The organism is Streptomyces sp. NBC_00878, assembly GCF_026341515.1.
Taxonomy (GTDB): domain Bacteria; phylum Actinomycetota; class Actinomycetes; order Streptomycetales; family Streptomycetaceae; genus Streptomyces.
In genome coordinates, this window is the sequence record NZ_JAPEOK010000002.1 from 381,105 (window position 1) to 402,214 (window position 21,110).

The window sequence follows — 21,110 nt, forward strand, 5'->3', positions numbered from 1 at the left end:
CGGCACCCGCGTCACACATTGCGACGGTACTGGCCCCCCACCTCGAAGAAGGCGTCGGTGATCTGCTGAAGCGAGCAGACCCGGGCCGTCTCCATGAGGACGGCGAAGACGTTGCCGCCGCCCACGGCCGCTTCCTTGAGAGCGGCCAGGGCGGCGTGGGCCGGGTCGCGGTGGCGGGACTGGTAGTCGCGCACACGCTCCAGCTGGGACTGCTTCTCCTCCTCCGTGGCGCGGGCGAGCTCGATGGCGCCGGGTTCGGTGGTGTCCGCGTGCGGGTTGCGGAAGGTGTTGACGCCGATGAGGGGCAGCGTGCCGTCGTGCTTGCGCTGCTCGTAGAGCATCGACTCGTCCTGGATGCGGCCGCGCTGATAGCCGGTCTCCATGGCGCCCAGCACACCGCCGCGCTCGCTGATCCGCTCGAACTCCTGGAGGACCGCCTCCTCGACCAGGTCGGTGAGTTCGTCGATGATGAACGACCCCTGGAGAGGGTTCTCGTTCATGGCCAGGCCCCATTCCCTGTTGATGATCAACTGGATGGCCAGGGCCCGGCGTACGGAGTCCTCGGTGGGGGTGGTCACGGCCTCGTCGTAGGCGTTGGTGTGCAGGCTGTTGCAGTTGTCGTAGATGGCGATGAGCGCCTGCAGGGTGGTGCGGATGTCGTTGAAGTCCATCTCCTGGGCGTGCAGGGAGCGCCCGGAGGTCTGGACGTGGTACTTCAGCTTCTGGCCGCGCTCGCCCGCCCCGTACTTCTCCTTCATCGCGACGGCCCAGATCCGGCGGGCGACCCGGCCCAGGACCGAGTACTCCGGATCCATGCCGTTGGAGAAGAAGAACGACAGGTTGGGGGCGAAGTCGTCGATGTCCATGCCCCGCGCGAGGTACGCCTCCACGTACGTGAATCCGTTGGCGAGGGTGAAGGCGAGCTGGCTGACGGGGTTCGCCCCGGCCTCGGCGATGTGGTAGCCGGAGATGGACACCGAGTAGAAGTTGCGGACCCTGTTCGCGATGAACCACTCCTGGATGTCGGCCATCATCCGCAGGGAGAACTCGGTGGAGAACAGACAGGTGTTCTGCCCCTGGTCCTCCTTGAGGATGTCGGCCTGCACCGTGCCGCGCACGTTCGCCAGCGCGTGCGCACGCAGTCCCTCCGTCTCCTCGGGGGAGGGGTCGCGGCCCTCGGCGGTACGGAACCTCTCGATCTGCTGGTCGACGGCGGTGTTGAGGAAGAACGCCAGGATCGTCGGCGCGGGTCCGTTGATCGTCATGGACACCGAGGTCGTGGGCGCCACCAGGTCGAAGCCGTCGTAGAGCGCCTTCATGTCCGCCAGCGTGGCCACCGACACCCCCGAGGTGCCGACCTTGCCGTAGATGTCGGGACGCTCGTCCGGGTCACGGCCGTAGAGGGTGACCGAGTCGAAGGCGGTGGACAGCCGGGTGGCCGGCTGACCCTCGGACAGCAGCTTGAAGCGCCGGTTGGTGCGGAACGGATCTCCCTCACCGGCGAACATCCGCGCCGGGTCCTCGCCGTCCCGCTTGAAGGGGAACACCCCGGCGGTGAACGGGAAGAAGCCGGGCAGGTTCTCCCGACGCCAGAACCGCACCAGCTCCCCGTGGTCGGTGAACCGGGGCAGTGACACGCGCGGAATCCTGTTCCCCGAAAGGGACTCGCGGGTCAGCTGGGTGCGGATCTCCTTGCCCCGCGCCTTCACGACCTGTTCGTCGCCGGAGTACGAGGCCATGACGGCGGGCCAGTTCGCGATCTGTTCCCTGACCTCCTGCGGGAGCCGTTCGCGCGCGTCGTCGAGCAGCGACCGGACGTTCCCGGCTTCGGCGCCGGCCGCGAGCAGCTCGCCCTCGACCGCCTCCAGGCGCTGCACCCGCCGGGCCGCCTCGGCCAGCAGCCCGGTCCCGGCGTGGTACCTCCGGACCGTGTCGGTGATCTCGGCGAGATAGCGCACCCGGTCCGCGGGAACCACCTGCCGGATGCCGGACGAGTGGCGCACGTCCACCCGCGGCAGGGTGCCCTCGGGCAACGGCAGTCCGTGCTCGGCCAGAGCCGTCTTCACGTACTGGTAGAGCGCGGTGACACCGTCGTCGTTGAACGTGGCCGCCGAGGTGCCGAGCACCGGCATGTCCTCGGGCCGCATCCCGAACGCCTCGCGATTGCGGACCAGTTGGCGGCCCACGTCGCGCAGCGCGTCCTTGGCGCCGCGCCGCTCGAACTTGTTGATCGCCACGACGTCGGCGAAGTCGAGCATGTCGATCTTCTCCAGCTGCGAGGCGGCGCCGAACTCCGGCGTCATCACGTACACCGAGGTGTCGACGAACGGCACGATCGCCGCGTCGCCCTGGCCGATGCCCGGTGTCTCCACGATCACCAGGTCGAAGCCGGCGGCCTTGACCACGTCGATCACCTCGGACAGGTGCGCGGGCAGCTCGTGGCTGCCGCGGGTGGCCAGGCTCCGGAAGAAGATCCTGTTCCCGTCGAGGGAGTTCATCCGGATCCGGTCTCCGAGCAGCGCACCGCCGCCCCGGCGGCGGCTCGGGTCGACCGCGATCACCGCGATCCGCAGCTTGTCCTGCTGGTCGAGACGGAACCGGCGCACCAACTCGTCGGTCAGCGACGACTTGCCCGAGCCGCCGGTGCCGGTGATGCCGACCACCGGTGTGGTCCGGGCTACCCCGGCGGCGCGCAGCTGTGCCATGAACTCCGGGGGCAGCTTGCCCAGTTCCGCACCGGTGATGGCGCGGGCGATCGCGAACCGGTCGCCCGCCAGAACGGCGGCCGCGTCGACCGGCTTGCCGTCCCAGAGGTCGAAGTCGCAGTCCTTCACCACCGTGTCGACCATCCCGGCGAGGCCCATGCGCTGGCCGTCCTCCGGGGAGAAGATGGTCACCCCGCTGTCGCGCAGCCGGGTGATCTCCTCGGGCACGATGACACCGCCCCCGCCGCCCACCACGCGGACGTGCTCCGCTCCCTGCCGGCGCAGCGACTCGACCAGGTACTCGAAGTACTCCACGTGGCCGCCTTGGTAGGACGAGACCGCCACACCGTGTGCGTCCTCCTCGATCGCGGTGTCCACGACCTCCTGCACCGACCGGTTGTGTCCGAGATGGATCACCTCGGCACCCTGGGACTGGAAGATCCGCCGCATGATGTTGATGGAGGCGTCGTGCCCGTCGAACAGAGCCGAAGCCGTGACCAGACGGATGGGGTGCACGGGACGGTGCAGATCGCTCATGGGGGCCTTCCCAGACAGGTCGGGTAACGCCGACTGAAGAAATAGTAGGACGTCCTAGTAAATCGCGGGGGGTGAGGGTGGTGTGAGCAGGAGCACAGGGCGTGCGGGAGTCGGCTCGGCGACACGGGGGAGCTCCCGACCGCGGGCCAACGGCGCGACGCCCTACCGTCTCGTCGGCCGGTGCGGGATCCTCGACTTCCGTGACGGGTCTCGGCGGAACGGCCTGGCAGTGACACACCTGGAGGGGACACACGAATGAAGCCCACAGCCGATCTCTACGACGAGCACGGGGACGACCTTCAGTCGTGCACCACCCAGTTCCGCCCCTTCGGCACCCGGACGTCGTTCGAGGGCGCCGTCACCACCGTGAGATGTCACGGCGACAACGTGATCCTCAAGGCCGCCCTCGGCGAGCCCGGGGCGGGCCGGGTCCTCGTCGTCGACGGCGGCGGCTCACTGGACAGCGCCCTGATGGGCGACGTCATCGCCGGCCTGGCCGCGTCCAACGGCTGGGAGGGTGTCGTCATCCACGGTGCCGTCCGTGACGTCGAGGCGCTGTCCAAGATCGACCTCGGCATCAAGGCCCTCGGCTCGAACCCCCGCAGGAGCCGCAAGGACGGCACTGGGGACAAGAACGTCGAGGTCTCGTTCGGCGGAGTGACCTTCAAGCCCGGCTGCCACCTCTACAGCGACACCGACGGCATTCTCGTCACCCGTGAATGAGCGCCCCTTTACCCGGTGCACGGGAGCGCCCCTTTCCAGGCGGGAGGGCCGTGATCACCTTGCCCGCGGCGACCGTCTGACGCACGCTGGTCCTATGGGTGAGCACGACGGCCCCACCCTCATCACGTCCGTCCAGCGGGCCTTCCGCCTCCTGGAGGCCGTCAGCGCGCACCAGAACGGCGCGCCGGCGAAGCAGCTGGCACGGGAGACCGGCCTGCCCCTGGCCACCGCCTATCACCTGTTGCGGACGCTGGTCCACGACGGATACCTGCGGAAGCTGGACGACGGCGGCTTCGTCCTCGGGGACAAGCTGCAGATGATGCAGAGCACGGGCCGCGGACAGGCGCTGCTCAGCCGGGTCCGCCCCACCCTCGCCGCGCTGCGCGACGAGCTGACCACCGCCGCCTACCTCACCTTCTACGAGGAGGGCGAGATCCGGGTCGCCGAGATCGTCGACGGCCCCCGTACGCCCCGCGTCGACCTCTGGGTGGGATTCGAGGACGCGGGGCACGCCACCGCGCTGGGCAAGTCAGTGCTGCGGGAACTGGGCGACGAGGCCCGTAACGACTACCTCTCCAGGCATCACCTCGTCGACCTCACGCCGCGGACGATCACCAGCCGGCCGGAACTGCTCCGGCGCCTGGACTCCTCACCCGTGGCCCCGGCCGTCACGGACCTGGAGGAGTACGCCCTGGGCACGGTCTGCGTCGCCGTGCCCGTCTACAGCGGGGACACACTCGGTTCGCTGGGTGTCTCGATGCCGGTGGAACGGCTTGCCCGGCTTCAGGGCATCCGGGAGCGGCTGCTCCCGGCGGCGAGCCGTGTGACCAGGGGTCTTTCGCTCACTATCTGAAAATCCGCTCCTTGTGACGTTCGGATAAACCCCGTTTCCTGGAGGAAACCGGCACTACAAGAATGTGCACCACGCACAGGTGAGGACTGCGGACTAGGTATGAGTCAGGCCCGTGATCATGGCGGCACCCACTGGTCCGTACCGTCGCTCAGGAACCGAGCGGCCTGTCTCGGGGCTTCGGCCCGCGGCCGTGCCGCCGCGCGGCTGGCCGCCGGGACGCCCGTACTTCCCGTACTTCCCGTGCTGATAGTTTCCGTCGTCGTGATCGCCGATCTCATCGGCGGGGCCGGGATGGTCTGGCTGCATCTCCTCGCGGCCGGGCCCGCGCTGGCCGCCACGACGAACGGGCCGCGCGGTGTCGTGTGCGTCGGTTTCCTCGCGGCGGTGCTCGGCGCGACGCTCGGCGCCCGGAACGGTGTCCCGGGCGGCGAACTGGCGGCCGTACTGTCCGCCCTGGTGGCCGTCACCGTGGCCAGTGGCCTGGCCAGCGCGTTGCGCACCCGCCGTGACCGGGTACTCGCCGCCGTCCGCTCGGTCGCGGAGACCGCCCAGCACGCGGTGCTCACGCCCGTACCGGCGACCGTCGGCCCGTTCCAGGCGGCCGTCCGCTACAGCGCCGCGGCGGCCGAGGCCCGTATCGGCGGGGATCTCTACGCACTGATACCGACCCCGTACGGAGTGCGGCTGATCGTCGGCGATGTGCGGGGCAAGGGACTGCCGGCCGTGGGGACCGCCGCGCTGGTGCTCGGTGTGTTCCGCGAGGCGGCCTACGACGAGCCCGATCTCCTGGCCGTCATCGACAGGATCGAGCGGAGCCTGGCGCGCAATCTCGGCGCCGACGACTTCGTCACCGCCGTGGTCGCCGGATACCCGCAGGCCGGGCATCTGGAGGTGGTGAACTGCGGACACGCGCCTCCGCTGCTGGTACACGCGTCCGGCAGCGTCGTGGCCGTGGAGCCCGCGCATCCGGCCCCGCCCCTCGGGCTGCGCGGCCTCACCGGGCACACCCCCGGCCTGGAGACCGTGCCGTTCGCCGACGGGGATCAACTGCTGCTCTACACCGACGGGGTCACCGAGGCCCGGGACCGCGACCGCGAGTTCTACCAGCTCGCCGAGGGGCTGGCCCGCCACGCGTCCGACGAACCGGCACGCACCCTCACCGCGCTGCACGACGAACTCCTGGCCCATGTGGGCGGTCGGCTGCACGACGACGCGGCACTGCTCCTGATCCGCAAACCGACGGTCCGGGACGTGGTGGTTCCCGAACCGACGGTGTGCGGAGCGGCAGGTTCCGAAGCGGGAGCGGCAGGGTCCGAAGAGACGGCCGCCCGCCCGGCGGTGCCGTCAGGATGACGAACCCCGCGCAGGGTTCCGCCGGGGCGCCTACTGGACGAGTTTCCACTCCTGCGAGCCGTCCGTGGCCGCGTTCTGCAAGGTCAGCGGCGCGTTGTCGGATGCACCGGTCAGATACACGTTCGTGTTCTTGACCGACTGCAGTTTGTAGAACCCGTCGTCCGTCTTGACGAGGTTCCAGCTGCCGGTGGCGCTGTTGTCGACCCACTGGCCGATCCGCTGGCCGACCGTCGCGTTGCCGGTCCAGATGGCCGCCGCCCGACCGCCCGACTTGTTGAGCAGCGTGACGCCGCCCTGCGGCTCGGTCACCACGTGCCAGTACTGGGTGTCCGCGTTCGCCGCCGAGCCGAGCTTCTCCAGCACGACGTCAGGAACGTTCGCGTTGCCGATGTTCGCGTCGTTGGTCTTGTTCCCGGTGCCGATCACCTGGCCGGTCTTCCGGTTCACCAACTGGTAGTAGGCGCCGTCCGAGTGGCCGAGGTCGACCTCGGCGTAGGCGATCGTCGACGTGCCCTGGTTGTTGAGTATGGAGATGCGGCCTGTTCCCTCGACGTACTGGAGGTTGCGGCTGTAGCCGGCCCGAGAGGTCGTCTGGTACTCCTTCCACGTGCCGTCGCTGCGTCCGCTCTCATTGACCCAGACGTTGCCGCTGCCCGCGGCGTTGTAGACCAGGCGCCCGTCGGGAAGCTTGATGACGACCGGACTGCCGCCCCTGGCGAGAGGCCGGGAACCGGCGGCGACCGGCAGCGAGGCGACGTCCGTACCGGTCGCGGAGCCCCGGTAGAACTCCAGCGGGCTGTCCGCGATCACATACCTGGTGTTGGCTCCGCCGGCCCAGTACTCGAACGGGAGCAGCCACTTGCCGTCCGCCGTCGGGACGACGTTCGTCATGCCCGGCCGCCCGCCCCCGATCTCCGTCTTGCCGCCACCCATGTCCTGGGTGCTTCCCGCGAGATCGACGACAGGGTCGCTCCACTTCGCGCCGCGGCCGTCCCAGGTCTTGTGGACGAGGATCTGGCCGTGCGAGTCCTTGGCGGTGTCGTTCGCCGGGTCCAGGGTCGGGACGCCGGTCTTCGCATCGAAGCCGATGTAGTCGTTCTCGTCGGAGTAGTAGCAGACGAGCTTGCCCTCGTAGACCATCAGGTAGGGCTCCCAGAGGGGATCCACCTGCTTGTACGTGTTCGCGCTCGCGACGTTCTGGCCGGTAGCGCCCGCGCTGCCGCCCTGCCAGCCGCCGGTCGCGACGACGTTGAGGACCTCCCACGTCTCGCCGCCGTCGGTGCTGGAGTACAGGGCGATCGCCAGATCCTTGCGGTCTCCGTCGTTCGACGGCGTCCAGTTCGGGTCCGCCGCCTTGCGCTCCTTGTAGTACTGGTCGTCGCCCGACACCACACTCGCCAGCAGGAGCGTGCCCTTCTTCAGCTTCCCGACGTTCTGCGGAAGCGTGTAGAGGTACGGGTTCGTCCAGTTGCTCGTGTACTTCGCGAACCTGGGGTGCTTGGAGAGGTACGCCGGAGCCTTCACCTCCGACAGCGGCTGCCACGTCGTTCCGTCGTCGTCGCTCTTGTAGACCGGAAGTGTCTGCCCGTCGGCGCTGCCCGTCTCCGGCACGACCGTGGACTTCTCGAACGACGCGACCAGGCGTCCGCTCGGCAGCTGCGCCGACTTCGGGTAGACCGCGCAGTTGCCCCGCCCCTTGAGGCACGGCTCGCTTCCGAGCTGGTAGAGGATTCCACCCGTCGGGTTGTACGCCTGTGCGGTGCCCATGGGTATCGCCAGCAGCGCTGATGCCGCGACGAAGGTTCCCAGCGCTTTCCCTGCTGTTCTTCTTTGCATAGCCCCTCCTCGGGGGTGGTGCGGTGGTGCGGATGTCGTGGGGGGCAGATCAGGAAACGAACACGCGGACGTCCCAGGCGCCGAGGTTCAGCGCCGTGCCCGCGGGGACGGACGTGCCGTCGAGGGCGTCGGAGAGGTCCACCGGGGCGGCGACGCTCACGGGCTCCCAGGCCCAGTTGTGCACGATGTGGACGCGACGGCCGTCCGGGGACGTGCCGGTCGTCGCGGTGACGGACACCGGGAGGTCCCGCCACCCGCTGCGGGCGGCCGGTGCCGTCCAGACGGCCAGCGCCTGGGCGAGCTCGCGTCCGGGCACCGTGCCGACGTAGGTGACGCGGCCCTCCCCGTGGCGGCGGGTGGTGACCGCGGGCCAGCGGCCGAAGTGCGGGTGATCGTACGCGGCCAGTACGTCGGCGTCGATGACGTCGAGGCCGTCGGCCCAGCGCGTCGCCGTCGCGGTCGGCGGCAGCTTCAGGGGGCTGCCGGGCGCGGTGCGCAGGGGGACGTCCTGGAGAAGGTTGCTGAACTCGTCGTAGGTGACACCCGCGGCGTCGGAAAGCCGACCCGGTGCCGCTTCCAGCCGGGCCCGCGCCTCGTGGTCGGCGTAGCCGGTACGCGGGCCGAGGACCAGATGGCCGCCGGCGTGCGCGTAGGCGGCGAGCCAGTCGAGCGTCGTGTCGTCGACGACGTACAGCGCCGGGACGACCAGGACCGGGTGGCGTCGGGCACCCTCCTCGGCCGTCAGACCCTCCCGTTCGCCGCGCGGATCGTGCAGTTGGCGGGCGTGCACGATCCGTACCTGGCGTCCGGCGTCGAAGGCACCGCGGTAGAAGGGGTCGAAGATCCGGTGGTAGGCGGCGGCGTCCGGTTCGCCGTCGGCGGTCGCGAACGGCGGATGCTTCTGCATGAGCCACTTGCTGGGCGTCGAGTAGACCATCGTGATGTCGGCGTCCGGCTCGATCCCGGCGACCAGTGAACCCGCGGTCTCGAACTCCTCGCCCAGCCGGGCGATCTCGGCGTACGTACGGCCCGGTCGGCCGGTGTGCGGAAGGACGCCGCCCCAGTAGGTCTCGACACCGAAGCGCAGCGTCTGCCACTGCCAGTACTCGATCATCCGCGCGCCGCGCGCGACCTGCGCCCAGGCGGCCTGGCGCCACTGCCCGTCGTAGCCGGGCCGGTTGTCCCACGCCATGCCGATCGAGTTCGCGTTGGTCTCGGTGACCAGGAACGGCTCCTGAAGGGAGGAGTACATCCAGTCCGCGGTCTGGTACATCGACCACACACCGGTGGTCTTCCATTTCTGCTCGTGGTCCTCGGGCGTGGGGTCGGGGAGCAGCAGACCGTCCTGCATGTCGTAGTACGGGTTGCCCGACGCGATGTCGAGGCGGTCCGTCATCTCGTCGTCCTCCACGGCGCCGCGCGTGTAGGAGATGCACGTGGTGACGAACTGCCCGGGACCGGCGTACTCGCGGACGATGTCGGCCTGCCAGCCGATGAACTCCGTGACCTGACGTGCCTGGAACTCCCGCCACGCGACGTCGTACTGCGGCTGGACGTTCCCGTCCGGCGTCCACAGGTCGGCCCACGTCGACAGCCGGTGCGACCAGTAGACCAGCCCCCACTCGCGGTTGAGGGTCTCGACGTCCCCGTACTTCGCGCGCAGGTGGTCCACGAACCGCTGGAACACGCCGTGGTTGTGGAGGAGGTGCAGGCCCGGCTCGTTGTCCACCTGGAAGCCGATGACCGCCGGGTGACCGGCGTACCGGGCGACGACCTTCCGGATCACCCGCTCGGCGTGGAAGCGGAACGCCGGATGCGTGAAGTCCGCTTCCTGCCGGGCACCCCAGCCGAGGCGCTGACCCGTGGGCTGCTCCCCGGCGATCTCCGGGTACTGGCGGGCCAGCCACGGTGGTACGGCGTACGTCGGCGTGCCGAGGACGACGGAGATACCGCGCTCGTGGGCGCCGTCCAGCACCGGCTGGAGCCAGTCCAGGTCGAACTGCCCGCTCGTGGGCTCCCATGTCGACCAGACCGACTCGCCGACCCGGATGACGGTGAAGTGCGCGGCGGCCATCAGGTCGAGGTCGGTCTTGAGCTGTTCCTCGGGCGCCGGCTCGGCTTGGTAGCCGGGGTGGTACTCGTGGTAGTACGCGGCGCCGAACAGGACGTGGGCAGGCAGAACCGCCATGAAGGACCTCCGAAGACAAGGGGTGGTACGAGGACTGCGCGCTACTGCTTGACGCCGCCGGCGGCCAGGCCGCTCTGCCAGTACCGCTGGAGCAGGAGGAAGGCGATGACGAGCGGGAGGATCGAGATGAGGGAGCCCGTGACGACGAGCGCGAGCATGTCGCTGCTGGCACCGGCCCCGCCGTTCTGGGCCTGGGCCGCCCAGGATGAGAGACCGACCGTGATCGGGTACAGATTCGGGTCGTTGAGCATGATCAGCGGAAGGAAGTAGTTGTTCCAGGTGGCGACGAGGGTGAAGAGCAGAACGGTCACCAGGCCGGGCGCGAGCAGTCGCAGGGCGATGGTGAAGAAGATCCGGGCCTCCCCGGCGCCGTCGATGCGGGCGGCCTCCAGGATGCTGTCGGGGATGGCGTCCTGCGCGTAGACCCGCATCAGGTAGAGGCCGAAGGGGTTGACGAGGGACGGCAGGATGACGGCCCAGGGCGTGTTGACCAGCTCGACCTTCGCGAAGAGCAGATAGGTCGGGATCGCGAGGGCGGTGGCCGGGACCATGACGGCGCCGAGGACGAGGTTGAAGGCCGCGCGGTCGCCGCGGAAGCGGAACTTGGCGAAGCCGTATCCGGCCGCTGCCGCGAGCAGGGCGGCACCGAGCGCGCTCACCACCGCGTACATGGCCGTGTTGAGCAGCCAGCTGACGAAGACCCCGTCGTCCTGGGTGAAGGTCTCCTTGATGTTCGTCAGCAGCCGCGGGGTGTCGGAGAACCACAGACCGAAGCTGTTGAACAGGTCCTGGGTGCTCTTCGTCGAGGCGACGACCAGCCAGAACAGGGGCAGCAGGAAGTAGGCCAGAGCGGCCAGCATGGCGATGGTCAGCGGGGTACTGCGGCGCCGGGACGCCGAGCGACGGCGCCGGCCGGGGGGCGCGGGTGTCCCGTCCATCGGCGAGGAGCTCGCGGTCGCCGGGGGCACGGCTGATGAGGATCCCACCGGCTCGATCGCGGTCGAGAGCTTGGGGGAGGTCACGGGGTCCTCCTGCGGTTCGCGGTGAGCAGGACGGCATAGGAGGCGACCACGATGACGAGGCCGAGGAGGAAGGAGACCGTGGCCGCGTAGTTGAGCTTCTGGCCGGTGAAGGCGAGGGTGTAGGAGTACAGGTTCGCGGTGTAGGAACTGCTGATGACGTCAGGGGCGATGGCCATCAGCAGCTTCGGCTCGTTGAACAACTGGAAGCTGCCGATGACGGAGAACAGCAGGGTGAGCATCAGCGCCGGGCGCAGCGCGGGGAGCTTGACGGACCAGGCGATGCGCCAGGCCCCGGCCCCGTCCATCGCCGCCGCCTCGTACAGCTCGTGGGGAATGGTCCGCAGGGCCGCGTACAGGATGATCATGTTGTAGCCGACGAACTCCCAGGTGACGATGTTCGCCAGGCTGGCGAGCATCCAGCTGTCGCTGAGGAACGGCGGGGCAGGCAGGTCCAGCTTCTCGCTCAGCTGGGCGAAGGGGCCGAAGTCCGGCCCGTAGAGATAGCCCCACATGAGCGCGGCGACCACGCTCGGGACCGCGTACGGGACGAAGATGCCGAGCCGGATCACCCGGGCCAGGCGCAGCAGGCCGCTGTCGAGCGCGAGCGCGAACAGCAGGGCCAGGACGAGCATCACCGGGACCTGGATCACGAAGAACAGCGCGACGCGTCCGACGCCGTGGATCAGGAGCGGGTCCTGGACTGCCTTGACGTAGTTGTCGAGGCCGACGAAGGCCGTTCCGCCGATGAGCTTCTCCTGGAACAGGCTCAGGTAGGCGGCGTAGCCGAGCGGGGCGAGGAAGAGCAGGACGAAGAGCACCATGAACGGCGCGACGAACAGGGGCCCTGCCGCACGGTGCTTCGCCCTGGGGGATGCCTTGGCGGAGGTCGCGGTGGTGGCGGCCATCTCAGCCCCCCTTGACGGTGAAGCCCTGGTCCTTGGCGTACGTGGTCAGCCGTGACTGCCAGCTGCCGAGGGCGCGGACCGTGTCGGACTTGTCGGCCAGGGACTTGCCGACGGTCTCGGTCCAGTCGGTCGCCGCCTGGTCCAGGAACGGCGGCCACTGGAAGGAGGAGTTGACCGTGGAACTGATGTCGGCGAAGACCTGGTTGACCTTCTGGCCGCCGTAGAAGGACGGGGCGTCCCCGACGAACGCGGGGTCCGTGAGCAGGTCCTTCGTCGCCGGGAAGAAGAACTGCTCGGTGGCGAACATCTTCGCGCTGGCCGGGTCGGTGTTGAGGAACTGCGCGAACACCGCCGCGGCGATGGGGTTCTTGGTCGAGCGGATCACGGCGGTGGTCGAGCCGCCCCAGTTGCCGGAGCTCGGCTTGGCGGAGTCCCACTGAGGCAGCGGTGCCGCCCGCCACTTGCCCGCGGTGGCCTTGGCGGAACCGGAGAGGAAGACAGGTCCCCACGCGGCGGTGATCCAGGTGGCGTACTTGCCCTTGTTGAGGGCCGCGTACCAGGCGTCGGTGAAGTCCGGCTCGACGCCGATGACCCCCTCCTTCGCGAGCCCGCCCCAGTACTCGCCGAGCTTCCTGGAGGCGGCGTCGTCGACACTGATGGTGATGTCGGTGCCGGAGGTGACGTACGGCTTGGCGCCGGCCTGCCACTGCAGACCGTGCCAGGCGGCGGGCTGGTTCGCCGCGAGGTTGGTGAGGTAGACCTTGGGGTCGGCCTTGTGGAGCTTGCGCGCCGCCGCGGCGAACTCGTCCCAGGTCTTGGGTACGTCGATGCCGTGCTCGTCGAAGATGTCCTGCCGGTACAGCATGCCCATCGGGCCGGTGTCCTGCGGTATCGCCCAGACCTCGCCCTTGGCACCGCTGACCTGCCCCCAGGTCCAGTCGACGAACGTCTCCTTGAGCTTCGACGCGCCGTAGGGCCGCAGGTCCAGCAGGCTGTTGGTGATCGTGAAGGTCGGGATGGCCTGGTACTCGATCTGCACCATGTCCGGCGCCCCGCTGTCTGCCTTCAGCGCCGTACGCAGCTTGGTGTACTGAGGGGTGCCCTGGCCGGCGTTGACGACCTTGACCTTGATGGCCGGGTACTTCTTCTCGAAGAGCGCGATCTCCTTCGCGATGTTCGGCACCCAGGTCCAGAAGGTCAGCTCGGTCGGCGTCTTCATCGCCTTGTCGATGTCGGCCTGGCCGACCGGCTTGGCGGAGTCGGACGAGCCGCCCGAGCCGCCGCCGCACGCGGACAGGGCGGCACCGAGCGACAGGGCTCCCGTCGCGGTGAGGAAGAGCCGGCGGTTCATGGCGGAGGGACTGGCGAAGGACCTGGAGGTGGGCATGGTGACTCCCGCGATGGCGAAGGGCATGGCACGCCGAGCGAGGGCGTGCGGCACGGAGATGAACGAAGGGGGGGTGGGCGTGGACGTGACGACCGGTTCGTGGAGACCTGTGCGGTCGGGTGCACGTCCTCGCTGACCAGGACCGGCGTGCGTTCCACGTACTGCGGAGGCGGAAGGACGCGGCCGACAGGAGAACAAGCGGGATGGAGCGGGGGCCGGAGCGACGGTTCGGAACCGGCGCGGCGGACTGTCTCGGGGCCCGGTGGAGCGTGGAGAGAGGAACGGTCCCGCGGTGCTCCTGTCCCGGGATCGTCCGGACGAGCGAGGCACGGCAGGGGGAGTGAAGGGCTGATCAGCGGCCAGTCAGGCGGCTCGCTTTCGGATCACGTGCCCGGCCATGAGCTCTGTCGGCCGGGCTGATCGCCGCTGTTCAGTCATTGTCGGCGGGTGGCGGTGGTTGTCGGTGGTTGTCGGTGGTTGTCGGTGTTGGTCAGCGAGTGTCAGTGGACAGTGGGCGAGTCTCCCTTCGGGAGCGGGGTTTTACCGCGTCTGCCGCGTCCCGGGGTCTTCCGGAGCTGCGGCGGCGCGGTCGAGGCGCGGACGATGAGGTCGACCGGTGGGTCGCTCGCGGGCAGGAGATCCGCCTGCGGATTCTCGATTGCGTGCACGAGACGCTTGAGCCCCTCCTGCGCCATGGCGTCGAACGGCTGACGCACGCTGGTCAGGGGAGGAGTCACATAGGCGGCGACCGGGATGTCGTCGAAGCCGACGACACTGACGTCCTCCGGCACACGCCGGCCGCCCTCGGTCAGCGCGCGGATCAGACCGATGGCCATGTCGTCGTTCGCGGCGAACACCGCGGTCACCTCCGGGCGGGAGACCAGTTCCCGGCCCGCCGCGTAGCCCGACGCCGCCGACCAGTCGCCCTGGATGACCGGCGGGACGTCCTTGCCGTGTTCCGCGAGCGCGGACCGCCAGCCTTCAAGTCGGTCCCGTGCGGCGTACCACCGCTGCGGACCGGCGAGGTGATGCACGGTCGGGTGGCCCAGGTCCAGCAGGTGTTCGGTGGCAGCCCGGGCCATCCGGTCGGCGCCGCCGCCCGCGGCCAGCACCGTGGACGCGGTGAAGGGCGGAGGCGCGCCGATGACCAGGACCGGCACGTCGAGCCGGGCGGAGATGTTCCCACCGGCTCCCCTCTCGTCGATCGGCTCGGAGATGACGATGCCGTCCACGCCCTGGTCGAGGAGTGAGTCCACCGCACCGGCGATGCCCGCGGGATCACCTTCCATCGTGTTGACCACACGGAGCGCGTATCCCACGTCCCGGACGACCCGCTCGACTCCCATGAGCAGCGTGGCCGGTCCGTACAGGGCCGTGCCCAGCGTCACCACACCGATGGACCGGGTCCGCCCCGAAGCGAGCGCCCTGGCCGCGTTGTTGAGCCGGTACCCGAGCTCCTCGGCGGCTGCGAGAACGCGTCGGCGAGCGTCGGCGGACACGTACTGCTCGTCGTTGAAGACCCGCGACACCGTCTTCTGCGACACCCCGGCCAGCCGGGCCACGTCCACACTGCGCGGTGCGGCGGAGCCCCCGCCCCGCCCTGTACCTCGCGTCATGGCGACTCCCCAATGGCCGACGAACGGATCCCAAGGATCCCAGGCCCTCGTTGGCCTGACTGCGCAGACATGTCTACGCAGTCATATGGGTGACGTCAAGAGTTCGCGCAAACAATCCGCAACGACATTCTGGGCGCGAGCGGAAATCTCGGCGGTACCAAATGCCCTTGTATTTAGGGAAATAGCAGCTCTCGTCCAGGCGGGAACATGTGCACTTCCTGGGATAGTCAATTACATTAATAGGCGACTAGTTGGCAGTCGCCTCCCGCTCCATGGGCAGCGGGAGGAGCGAGCGAAGAGAAGGCGGGCGACAACCATGCCGAGCACTGGCTACGCGCGGTACGTCGCGCTGGGCGACAGTCAGACCGAGGGCCTCGGTGACGATGACGGCGCGGGGAATCCGAGAGGGTGGGCGGACCGGCTCGCCGAGCGGATCGCGCGGGCCGAGCCCGGCCTCCTGTACGCCAATCTCGCCGTCCGCGGGCGCCTCGCGGGGCAGGTGCGCGCGGAGCAGTTGGCGCCCGCGCTGACACTGCGGCCGGACCTGGTGACGGTCGTCGCCGGTGTCAACGACGCGCTGCGCCCCCGCTTCGACGCGGACGAGGTGGCGGAGCACCTGGAGGCCATGTTCGTCGCGCTCACCGGGAGCGGTGCCCGCGTGGTGACGCTGACCTTCCCCGACATGGGGCGGATCGCCCCCGTCGCCAGACCCATCGGCCACCGGGTCGCCGCACTGAACAACCGCATTCGCGAGGCGGCCGGACGCCACGGTGTCGTGGTGGCCGACGCCGAGCCCTACTCGCTGGCCACCGACCGCCAGTTGTGGAGTCCCGACCGGCTGCACATGAGCGCGCGCGGTCATGCCCTGATCGCCGCCGCGGTCGCCGAGCAACTCGGTGTGCCGGGAAGCGACGGCAGCTGGAACCGGTTCCTGTCCGCCGGCGAGCCGGCACCCTCGGGGCTGCGGGCCGTCGGGTCCGAGCTGCGATGGGTGGGCTCCTTCCTCGGACCCTGGCTCGTCCGCCGTCTCCGCGGCCGCTCGTCCGGCGACGGACGGCAGGCCAAGCGCCCCACCCTGCTTCCGGTGGCCCAGGTCGCCGAAGAATCCCGCTGACCCTGCTGACCAGTACGGGACGGGCGCCGCAGGGCGTCCGCGACGGCCCTCTCATAGTCGTCACATTGACTAATCAACAGGGTGTTAAGTTGGCTTTATGGCTCTTCGCAACGCGGTGATGGCGGCGCTCCTGGAGGGTGAGGCGTCGGGGTACGACCTCGCCAAGGGGTTCGAGGGAACGGTCGCCAACTTCTGGATGGCCACACCGCAGCAGATCTACCGCGAGCTGGAGCGTATGGAAGGCGATGGCCTCGTCGTCGCCCGCGTCGTGCAGCAGGAGCGCCGTCCGAACAAGCGGCTGTTCTCGCTCACCGAGGAGGGCTTCGCCGCCGTGCGGGCCTACACCGCCGAACCGCCCGCCAAGCCGACGGCGATCCGGGACGAGCTCATGGTCAAGGTGCAGTGCGTCGACGTCGGCGACATCGAGGCCGTACGAGCCGCCATCACCCAGCGCATGGAACTGGCCGTGACCAAGATGGCGCGCTACGAGCGCATTCGGGAACGGCTGTTGGCCGGCCGTACCGAGGACGAGTTCTTCAGTACGGCCGACCGCGTCGGGCCCTACCTCACGTGTCTGCGAGGTCTGGCCCTCGAACGGGACAACCTGACCTGGGGCGAGGTCGCCCTCAAACGACTCGCGCAGCGCGCGGAGAGGCCCGGTTCGCCGGTACGGGACTGAGCACGTGCACGGCTCAAGCCGTGGCGGAGCGGCTGTTGTACGCCTCCGCCTTCAGGACTGGGCGGTGTGAGGTCAGGGCCCGGGCGGGCCAGGACAAGGTGACGGCCTGTGACTCGCCGGGCAGCAGCCACAGGTAGTTGTCGCTGTAGAGCGTCGGCAGCACCCGACGGCCGGTCGTGTCGTTCAGCAGGGACAGCCGGACCATGGCGGCGACGGCCCGGCCCTGGTTGCGGATGGTGGCGGTCAGTCCGTGACGTGCCCCGGAACGGGACAGGCGCGTCACCGTCGCGGACACCTTCGTCCGCGGCGCTGTGGTCAGCGCCCGCATGGCGGCCGCGGAGCGATGACGCCAGTACGTGTTGCGCGACAGAACGCGGCCGTCACCGTCCTCCAGGGTCAGGCGCAGCAGGTGCAGATCGGGCAGGTCGTCGGCCCAGGCGACGGTGAACGCCTTCGCAGTGGCGGCCGGTGCCACGTCCAGCCGCGCGCTCCTGCTCTTGCCGAGCTGACGGCCCGACAGGTCGAACAACCGCGCCGACACGGTGGCGTTCTTGAGGTCTTTCCGTGTGTGGTTGACGGCCAGGACCTGTCCCTCGGGGTCGGCCTGGACGTGCAGGGGCTCGCAGGCCGAGCGGGCGCCGTAGTAGGTGCCGTTGACGTCGAAGTCGTAGTCGTAGGTCTGCCAGACCGTGCTGTGCCAGGCCGGGTGGGACATCCACAGCATCAGGCCGCTGGCGTTGGCCCACAGGTTCGCGTTCCATGCCTCGAACATGGCGCGCGTGTTCTCGTAGTTGACGAACTGGGCCTTGCGGGCGAAGTCGTCCAGGTCCTCGGCCGCTCCGAGGCGGGCCTCGACGGCTGCCTTGTACGTGTGCGGTGCCTGATTCCCGCGCTCGCTCCAGTCGTGGTAGTACCACGCGCCGCGTATCGGCCACTCGGGCTCGTCGCCCGCCATGTTCCGCATGCTGGCGGCGGTGGAGACGACCGGCATACCGATCTCGGTGTGGAAGCCGAAGTCCTTGCTGCCGTACGTCGACGGATCGAAGTACTTCTCCGGCTCGACCCAGCCGTACGGTCCGCCGCCGGTGATGATGCCGCCGGCCGAGTTGTTCTGGTAGAGGATGCCGGGGACCTGCTGCTCGACGGCCTCACGCATGCCCTTGTCGATCGCGGCCGGCGGGTTGCCCTCGTTGGCTCCGCACCAGACCACCACGCTGGGGTGGATGCGGTAGCGCAGGACGGTGTCCCGCGCGATCGAGTTGAAGGCGTCGTGGTCCGGCGGGTCCATGGCCCACGCGTTGGGGAAGTCGTTCCACACCAGGATCCCGTGCTCGTCGCAGGCGGCGAAGAACTCCTCCCGGTCGCAGGTGCCCACCCAGTTGCGGATCATGGTGAAGTTCATGTCGCGGTGCATCCGTACGGCCGCGTCCATCCGCTCGGACGGCATCCGGCGCAGCAGTTCGTCCCAGCCCCAGTTGCCGCCGCGGGCGAGGACCCGCACTCCGTTCACACTGATCTTCAGCGGGTCGGGGGTGTTGGACACGGACTTCACGTCGGTCCACGTGTCCCCGTCGTCGGACACCTGGATCACGTAGGTCTTCGGGTAGGCCGGCTCCCACAGGATCGCCACCCGGTCGAACCTCTTCGCGGCGCCCAGGTCGACCTGGATCCACTGGTGGTCCTCGTACTGGGACGACCAGCGGGTTCCCGTATCGCCGTCCGTGGCGTGCGCGGCCGGGTGGTCGGACTCCTCGGTGGACGCGGTCGCCTTCTGCCGCAGGGCGAGGTCGGTGCCGGGCTCGGCGCTGTCGATGACGCCGAGGGACCACAGGGAGTTGCCCCAGCTCGTGTTGCGCAGCCCGCAGGCGATTCGTACGTAGCGGGCGGTGCGTGGAGCGAAGTCCTCGACCTGGAGGCTGGCGTTGCCGTTGTTGAACGGCAGCGGCACCGCGCTGTTGTCCACCGACGCCACATCGGTCCAGTCGGCGTCGTTGGAGGAGACCTGCACCACGTAGGTCTTCGCGTACGCCTGCTCCCAGGTCAGGTCGACCCGGTCGAAGGACTGCGGGGACCCCAGATCGACGCGGATCCACTGGTCGTCCTCGTAGGCCGAGGACCAGCGGGTCGCGGGATCACCGTCGGTCGCGTTGGCCGGGGCGTGGTCGTCCCCGTCCTTGCTCGACGCCTCGGCGGGTGCGTTCAGGGCGAGGTCGACGGCGGGCCGTGCGCTGTCGGACACGGCCAGGGTCCACAGCGAGTTGCCCCAACTGGTCGCCCGGGTCAGGCACTTGATACGTACGTACCGGGCTCGCTGCCGGTCGAACGACACGGACTGGGTGTACGCGTCGCCGGACGCGGTGAACGGCAGCGGCACCTTGTACTCGTAGCCGAACTGGCGGATGCCGAACCGGGTGGTGCGGCGGTCGCTCTCGGCGCCGTCGGCCGACGCGACCAGGGTGAGATCGTGCAGGGCGGGGTCACCGAGCCCGTTGGGCCACCACAGCTTCGGGTCGCGCACCCGCAGGCGGCCGAAGGCGTCGGGGGTGAACGTGACGTCGACGCTTCGGCCCGCCGGCACGGTGACGACCTTGCTGACCCGTACGTCGTCGAAGGCCGCGGTGACCGTCGCCCTGTGGTCGGTGGTGTCGGCGTTGCGGACCGGTACGACGATGGTCAGCTCGGCGACCGACACGTCGGGCAGGTTCGGCAGGAGGGTGTCGACGCGCGGATCGCCGATCACGACCTGGCCGGTCGATCTCAGCCGCACATGGTTCCAGATACCGGCGGCCCGGTCGCGTACCGCGGGCATCCAGTCCCAGCCCGAAGAAGCCAGGTAGGTGGGCGAGTTGAGGTTCATCTGGTTGGCGCCCGCGTCCACCCAGGCCTCGCCCGCGGGGCCCTTGTCGCCGGGGCTGCCGGGAACCGGCATCGGCGTGATCTTCACCGCGAGCGCGTTCGCGCCGCCGTCTGCGGAGAGCAGCTTGGTCACGTCGTGGGCCGAGCGGGCGAAGGGATACGTCAGACCGCCCACCTGCCCGCCGTTGAGCCAGATGTCGGCCTGGTGGTTGACGCCGTCGAACTCCAGCCAGATCCGGCGCCCGGCTCCGGCGCGCAGACCGCGCGGCAGCTCGAAGTCCCGCTTGTACCACCAGGCGTGCCGCGACAGGGCCTCGGGGACATGGAGGTTGTTGAGTCCGACGACGGGATCGGGCAGCTTGCCCTGGTCCACGAGCGACGCCAGGACCGTGCCGGGAACGGTGGCCGGCAGCCAACCGCTCGTGTCGACCGTCGTCTTCGACAGGTCCTCGCCGTCGGCGCCGGCCCAGTCGTCCAGCGTGAGCCGCCAGCCGGACTCCACCGGCACGGTGCCGTCGTCGGCCACCGCGAGCTTGGGCGCGGGTCCGGACTGCGTGCCCCAGTCCGTCCAGCCGGTGGCCGACGGCCGGTGTCCCTTGGGGCTGCCGTAGACCTCGAAGCCGTTCAGACCCAGTGGATTGGGGTTGGAGCGCCTGCGCGAGGTCATCCGTACCCAGCGCGCGGTGACCGGGCGTGGAAGCTGGATGTCCACCACGCCGCCGGTGCCCGCCGTCGTGCGGTGCACGCTGGTCCAGGACGTGTGATCGGTCGACGTCTCGACCACGTACTCGACCGCGTAGCTCGACTGGATCTCCTTGCCCGTGGTGCCGTTGGCCGGATTGCCCGTGGCCGGGGGAGTGAACACCGGGTCGCTCGCGTCGCCTTCGAAGGTGAGGCGGATCCGTGTGACGTCGCAAACGGCCTGCAGGTCGATCGAGATCCACTGCGGGTCGCCCGCGGCGGCTCGCCAGCCACTGCCCCGCACTCCAGGCGAGGCGAGCCGGTCGACCACGAACGAACCCGGGGTGGGCGCGTACGCCGTCGAAGAGACCGCGACGGGGCGGTGGAGCGCCAGCTCACGAGGTGAGGAGGGCGCGGCCGGGGCGACGGCGCCGGCAGCGGCGGCGGTCGACACGGGCAGCAGGGAACCAAGTCCGAACCCCGCCAGCAGGGTGGAGCCCGTGGTGACGAGGGAGCGTCGCGACACGCGTGGCGAGCTCGGCTTATCTGTCATGAGCGTGATGTCCCATCAAAAGACAGCGGCGCGGCCGGATTCGACACGGTCCACGTGATGCCAACGGCCTGACAACGTTGCCAAAGGCTGTGACGAGAGCGG

13 protein-coding genes are annotated in these 21,110 nt (G+C 69.5%); 5 read left to right on the forward strand and 8 right to left on the reverse strand.

What is annotated here, in order from left to right; genetic code table 11:
- Positions 1-11 precede the first annotated feature (11 nt).
- A complete protein-coding gene (gene icmF, locus OHA11_RS45905; RefSeq protein WP_266508350.1) occupies positions 12-3,242 on the reverse strand; it encodes a fused isobutyryl-CoA mutase/GTPase IcmF in 3,231 nt (1,076 codons plus the stop codon).
- 255 nt (positions 3,243-3,497) lie between these two features.
- Here icmF and rraA point away from each other — a divergent pair, with 255 nt between their 5' ends.
- The 3 genes from rraA (at position 3,498) to OHA11_RS45920 (ending at position 6,171) form a co-directional block, all read left to right on the forward strand.
- Positions 3,498-3,965, forward strand: a complete 468-nt coding sequence (gene rraA / locus OHA11_RS45910; RefSeq protein WP_266508351.1) for a ribonuclease E activity regulator RraA — start codon at positions 3,498-3,500, stop codon at positions 3,963-3,965.
- Between the two features lie 94 nt (positions 3,966-4,059).
- Positions 4,060-4,818 (forward strand): IclR family transcriptional regulator, encoded by a 759-nt coding sequence (locus tag OHA11_RS45915; protein ID WP_266508352.1) that lies wholly within the window; start codon positions 4,060-4,062, stop codon positions 4,816-4,818.
- A gap of 99 nt (positions 4,819-4,917) precedes the next feature.
- Entirely contained in the window at positions 4,918-6,171 is a 1,254-nt protein-coding gene (locus OHA11_RS45920) for a PP2C family protein-serine/threonine phosphatase (protein WP_266508354.1), read from the forward strand.
- A 30-nt stretch (positions 6,172-6,201) separates the two neighbouring features.
- On the opposite strand, the gene OHA11_RS45925 is transcribed toward OHA11_RS45920, so the two are convergent.
- The 6 genes from OHA11_RS45925 to OHA11_RS45950 all read right to left on the reverse strand — a co-directional run bounded on the left by OHA11_RS45925 (position 6,202) and on the right by OHA11_RS45950 (position 15,125).
- Entirely contained in the window at positions 6,202-8,007 is a 1,806-nt protein-coding gene (locus OHA11_RS45925) for an RICIN domain-containing protein (protein WP_266508356.1), read from the reverse strand.
- A 49-nt stretch (positions 8,008-8,056) separates the two neighbouring features.
- Entirely contained in the window at positions 8,057-10,195 is a 2,139-nt protein-coding gene (locus tag OHA11_RS45930; RefSeq protein WP_266508358.1) for a beta-galactosidase, read from the reverse strand.
- A 41-nt stretch (positions 10,196-10,236) separates the two neighbouring features.
- Positions 10,237-11,133, reverse strand: coding sequence for a carbohydrate ABC transporter permease (locus OHA11_RS45935; RefSeq protein WP_266508657.1), 897 nt, complete (start codon positions 11,131-11,133; stop codon positions 10,237-10,239).
- An 80-nt stretch (positions 11,134-11,213) separates the two neighbouring features.
- Positions 11,214-12,122 (reverse strand): carbohydrate ABC transporter permease, encoded by a 909-nt coding sequence (locus OHA11_RS45940; protein WP_266508360.1) that lies wholly within the window; start codon positions 12,120-12,122, stop codon positions 11,214-11,216.
- 1 nt (position 12,123) lies between these two features.
- Positions 12,124-13,509: an ABC transporter substrate-binding protein gene (locus tag OHA11_RS45945; RefSeq protein WP_266508361.1), complete on the reverse strand. Its 1,386-nt coding sequence runs from the start codon at positions 13,507-13,509 to the stop codon at positions 12,124-12,126.
- A 500-nt stretch (positions 13,510-14,009) separates the two neighbouring features.
- A complete protein-coding gene (locus tag OHA11_RS45950; RefSeq protein WP_266508363.1) occupies positions 14,010-15,125 on the reverse strand; it encodes a LacI family DNA-binding transcriptional regulator in 1,116 nt (371 codons plus the stop codon).
- 316 nt (positions 15,126-15,441) lie between these two features.
- On the opposite strand from OHA11_RS45950, the gene OHA11_RS45955 reads away from it, so the two are divergent.
- Entirely contained in the window at positions 15,442-16,239 is a 798-nt protein-coding gene (locus OHA11_RS45955; RefSeq protein ID WP_266508364.1) for an SGNH/GDSL hydrolase family protein, read from the forward strand.
- Between the two features lie 97 nt (positions 16,240-16,336).
- Positions 16,337-16,918: a PadR family transcriptional regulator gene (locus OHA11_RS45960; protein WP_266508365.1), complete on the forward strand. Its 582-nt coding sequence runs from the start codon at positions 16,337-16,339 to the stop codon at positions 16,916-16,918.
- A 13-nt stretch (positions 16,919-16,931) separates the two neighbouring features.
- Here OHA11_RS45960 and OHA11_RS45965 read toward each other — a convergent pair whose 3' ends face one another.
- Positions 16,932-21,008 carry a discoidin domain-containing protein gene (locus tag OHA11_RS45965; RefSeq protein ID WP_266508366.1) on the reverse strand — a complete coding sequence of 1,359 codons (4,077 nt, stop codon included), beginning with the start codon at positions 21,006-21,008 and terminating at the stop codon, positions 16,932-16,934.
- Positions 21,009-21,110: the final 102 nt, after the last annotated feature.

Bases quoted from the DNA above. Each gene is read 5' to 3' on its own strand.
- OHA11_RS45920 (WP_266508354.1), top strand. From the start codon at position 4,918: ATGAGTCAGGCCCGTGATCATGGCGGCACCCACTGGTCCGTACCGTCG.
- OHA11_RS45940 (WP_266508360.1), bottom strand. From the start codon at position 12,122: ATGGCCGCCACCACCGCGACCTCCGCCAAGGCATCCCCCAGGGCGAAG.
- OHA11_RS45955 (WP_266508364.1), top strand. From the start codon at position 15,442: ATGCCGAGCACTGGCTACGCGCGGTACGTCGCGCTGGGCGACAGTCAG.
- OHA11_RS45915 (WP_266508352.1), top strand. From the start codon at position 4,060: ATGGGTGAGCACGACGGCCCCACCCTCATCACGTCCGTCCAGCGGGCC.
- OHA11_RS45965 (WP_266508366.1), bottom strand. From the start codon at position 21,008: ATGACAGATAAGCCGAGCTCGCCACGCGTGTCGCGACGCTCCCTCGTC.
- OHA11_RS45935 (WP_266508657.1), bottom strand. From the start codon at position 11,133: ATGGACGGGACACCCGCGCCCCCCGGCCGGCGCCGTCGCTCGGCGTCC.
- OHA11_RS45945 (WP_266508361.1), bottom strand. From the start codon at position 13,509: ATGCCCACCTCCAGGTCCTTCGCCAGTCCCTCCGCCATGAACCGCCGG.
- icmF (WP_266508350.1), bottom strand. From the start codon at position 3,242: ATGAGCGATCTGCACCGTCCCGTGCACCCCATCCGTCTGGTCACGGCT.
- OHA11_RS45925 (WP_266508356.1), bottom strand. From the start codon at position 8,007: ATGCAAAGAAGAACAGCAGGGAAAGCGCTGGGAACCTTCGTCGCGGCA.
- OHA11_RS45930 (WP_266508358.1), bottom strand. From the start codon at position 10,195: ATGGCGGTTCTGCCTGCCCACGTCCTGTTCGGCGCCGCGTACTACCAC.
- rraA (WP_266508351.1), top strand. From the start codon at position 3,498: ATGAAGCCCACAGCCGATCTCTACGACGAGCACGGGGACGACCTTCAG.
- OHA11_RS45960 (WP_266508365.1), top strand. From the start codon at position 16,337: ATGGCTCTTCGCAACGCGGTGATGGCGGCGCTCCTGGAGGGTGAGGCG.
- OHA11_RS45950 (WP_266508363.1), bottom strand. From the start codon at position 15,125: ATGACGCGAGGTACAGGGCGGGGCGGGGGCTCCGCCGCACCGCGCAGT.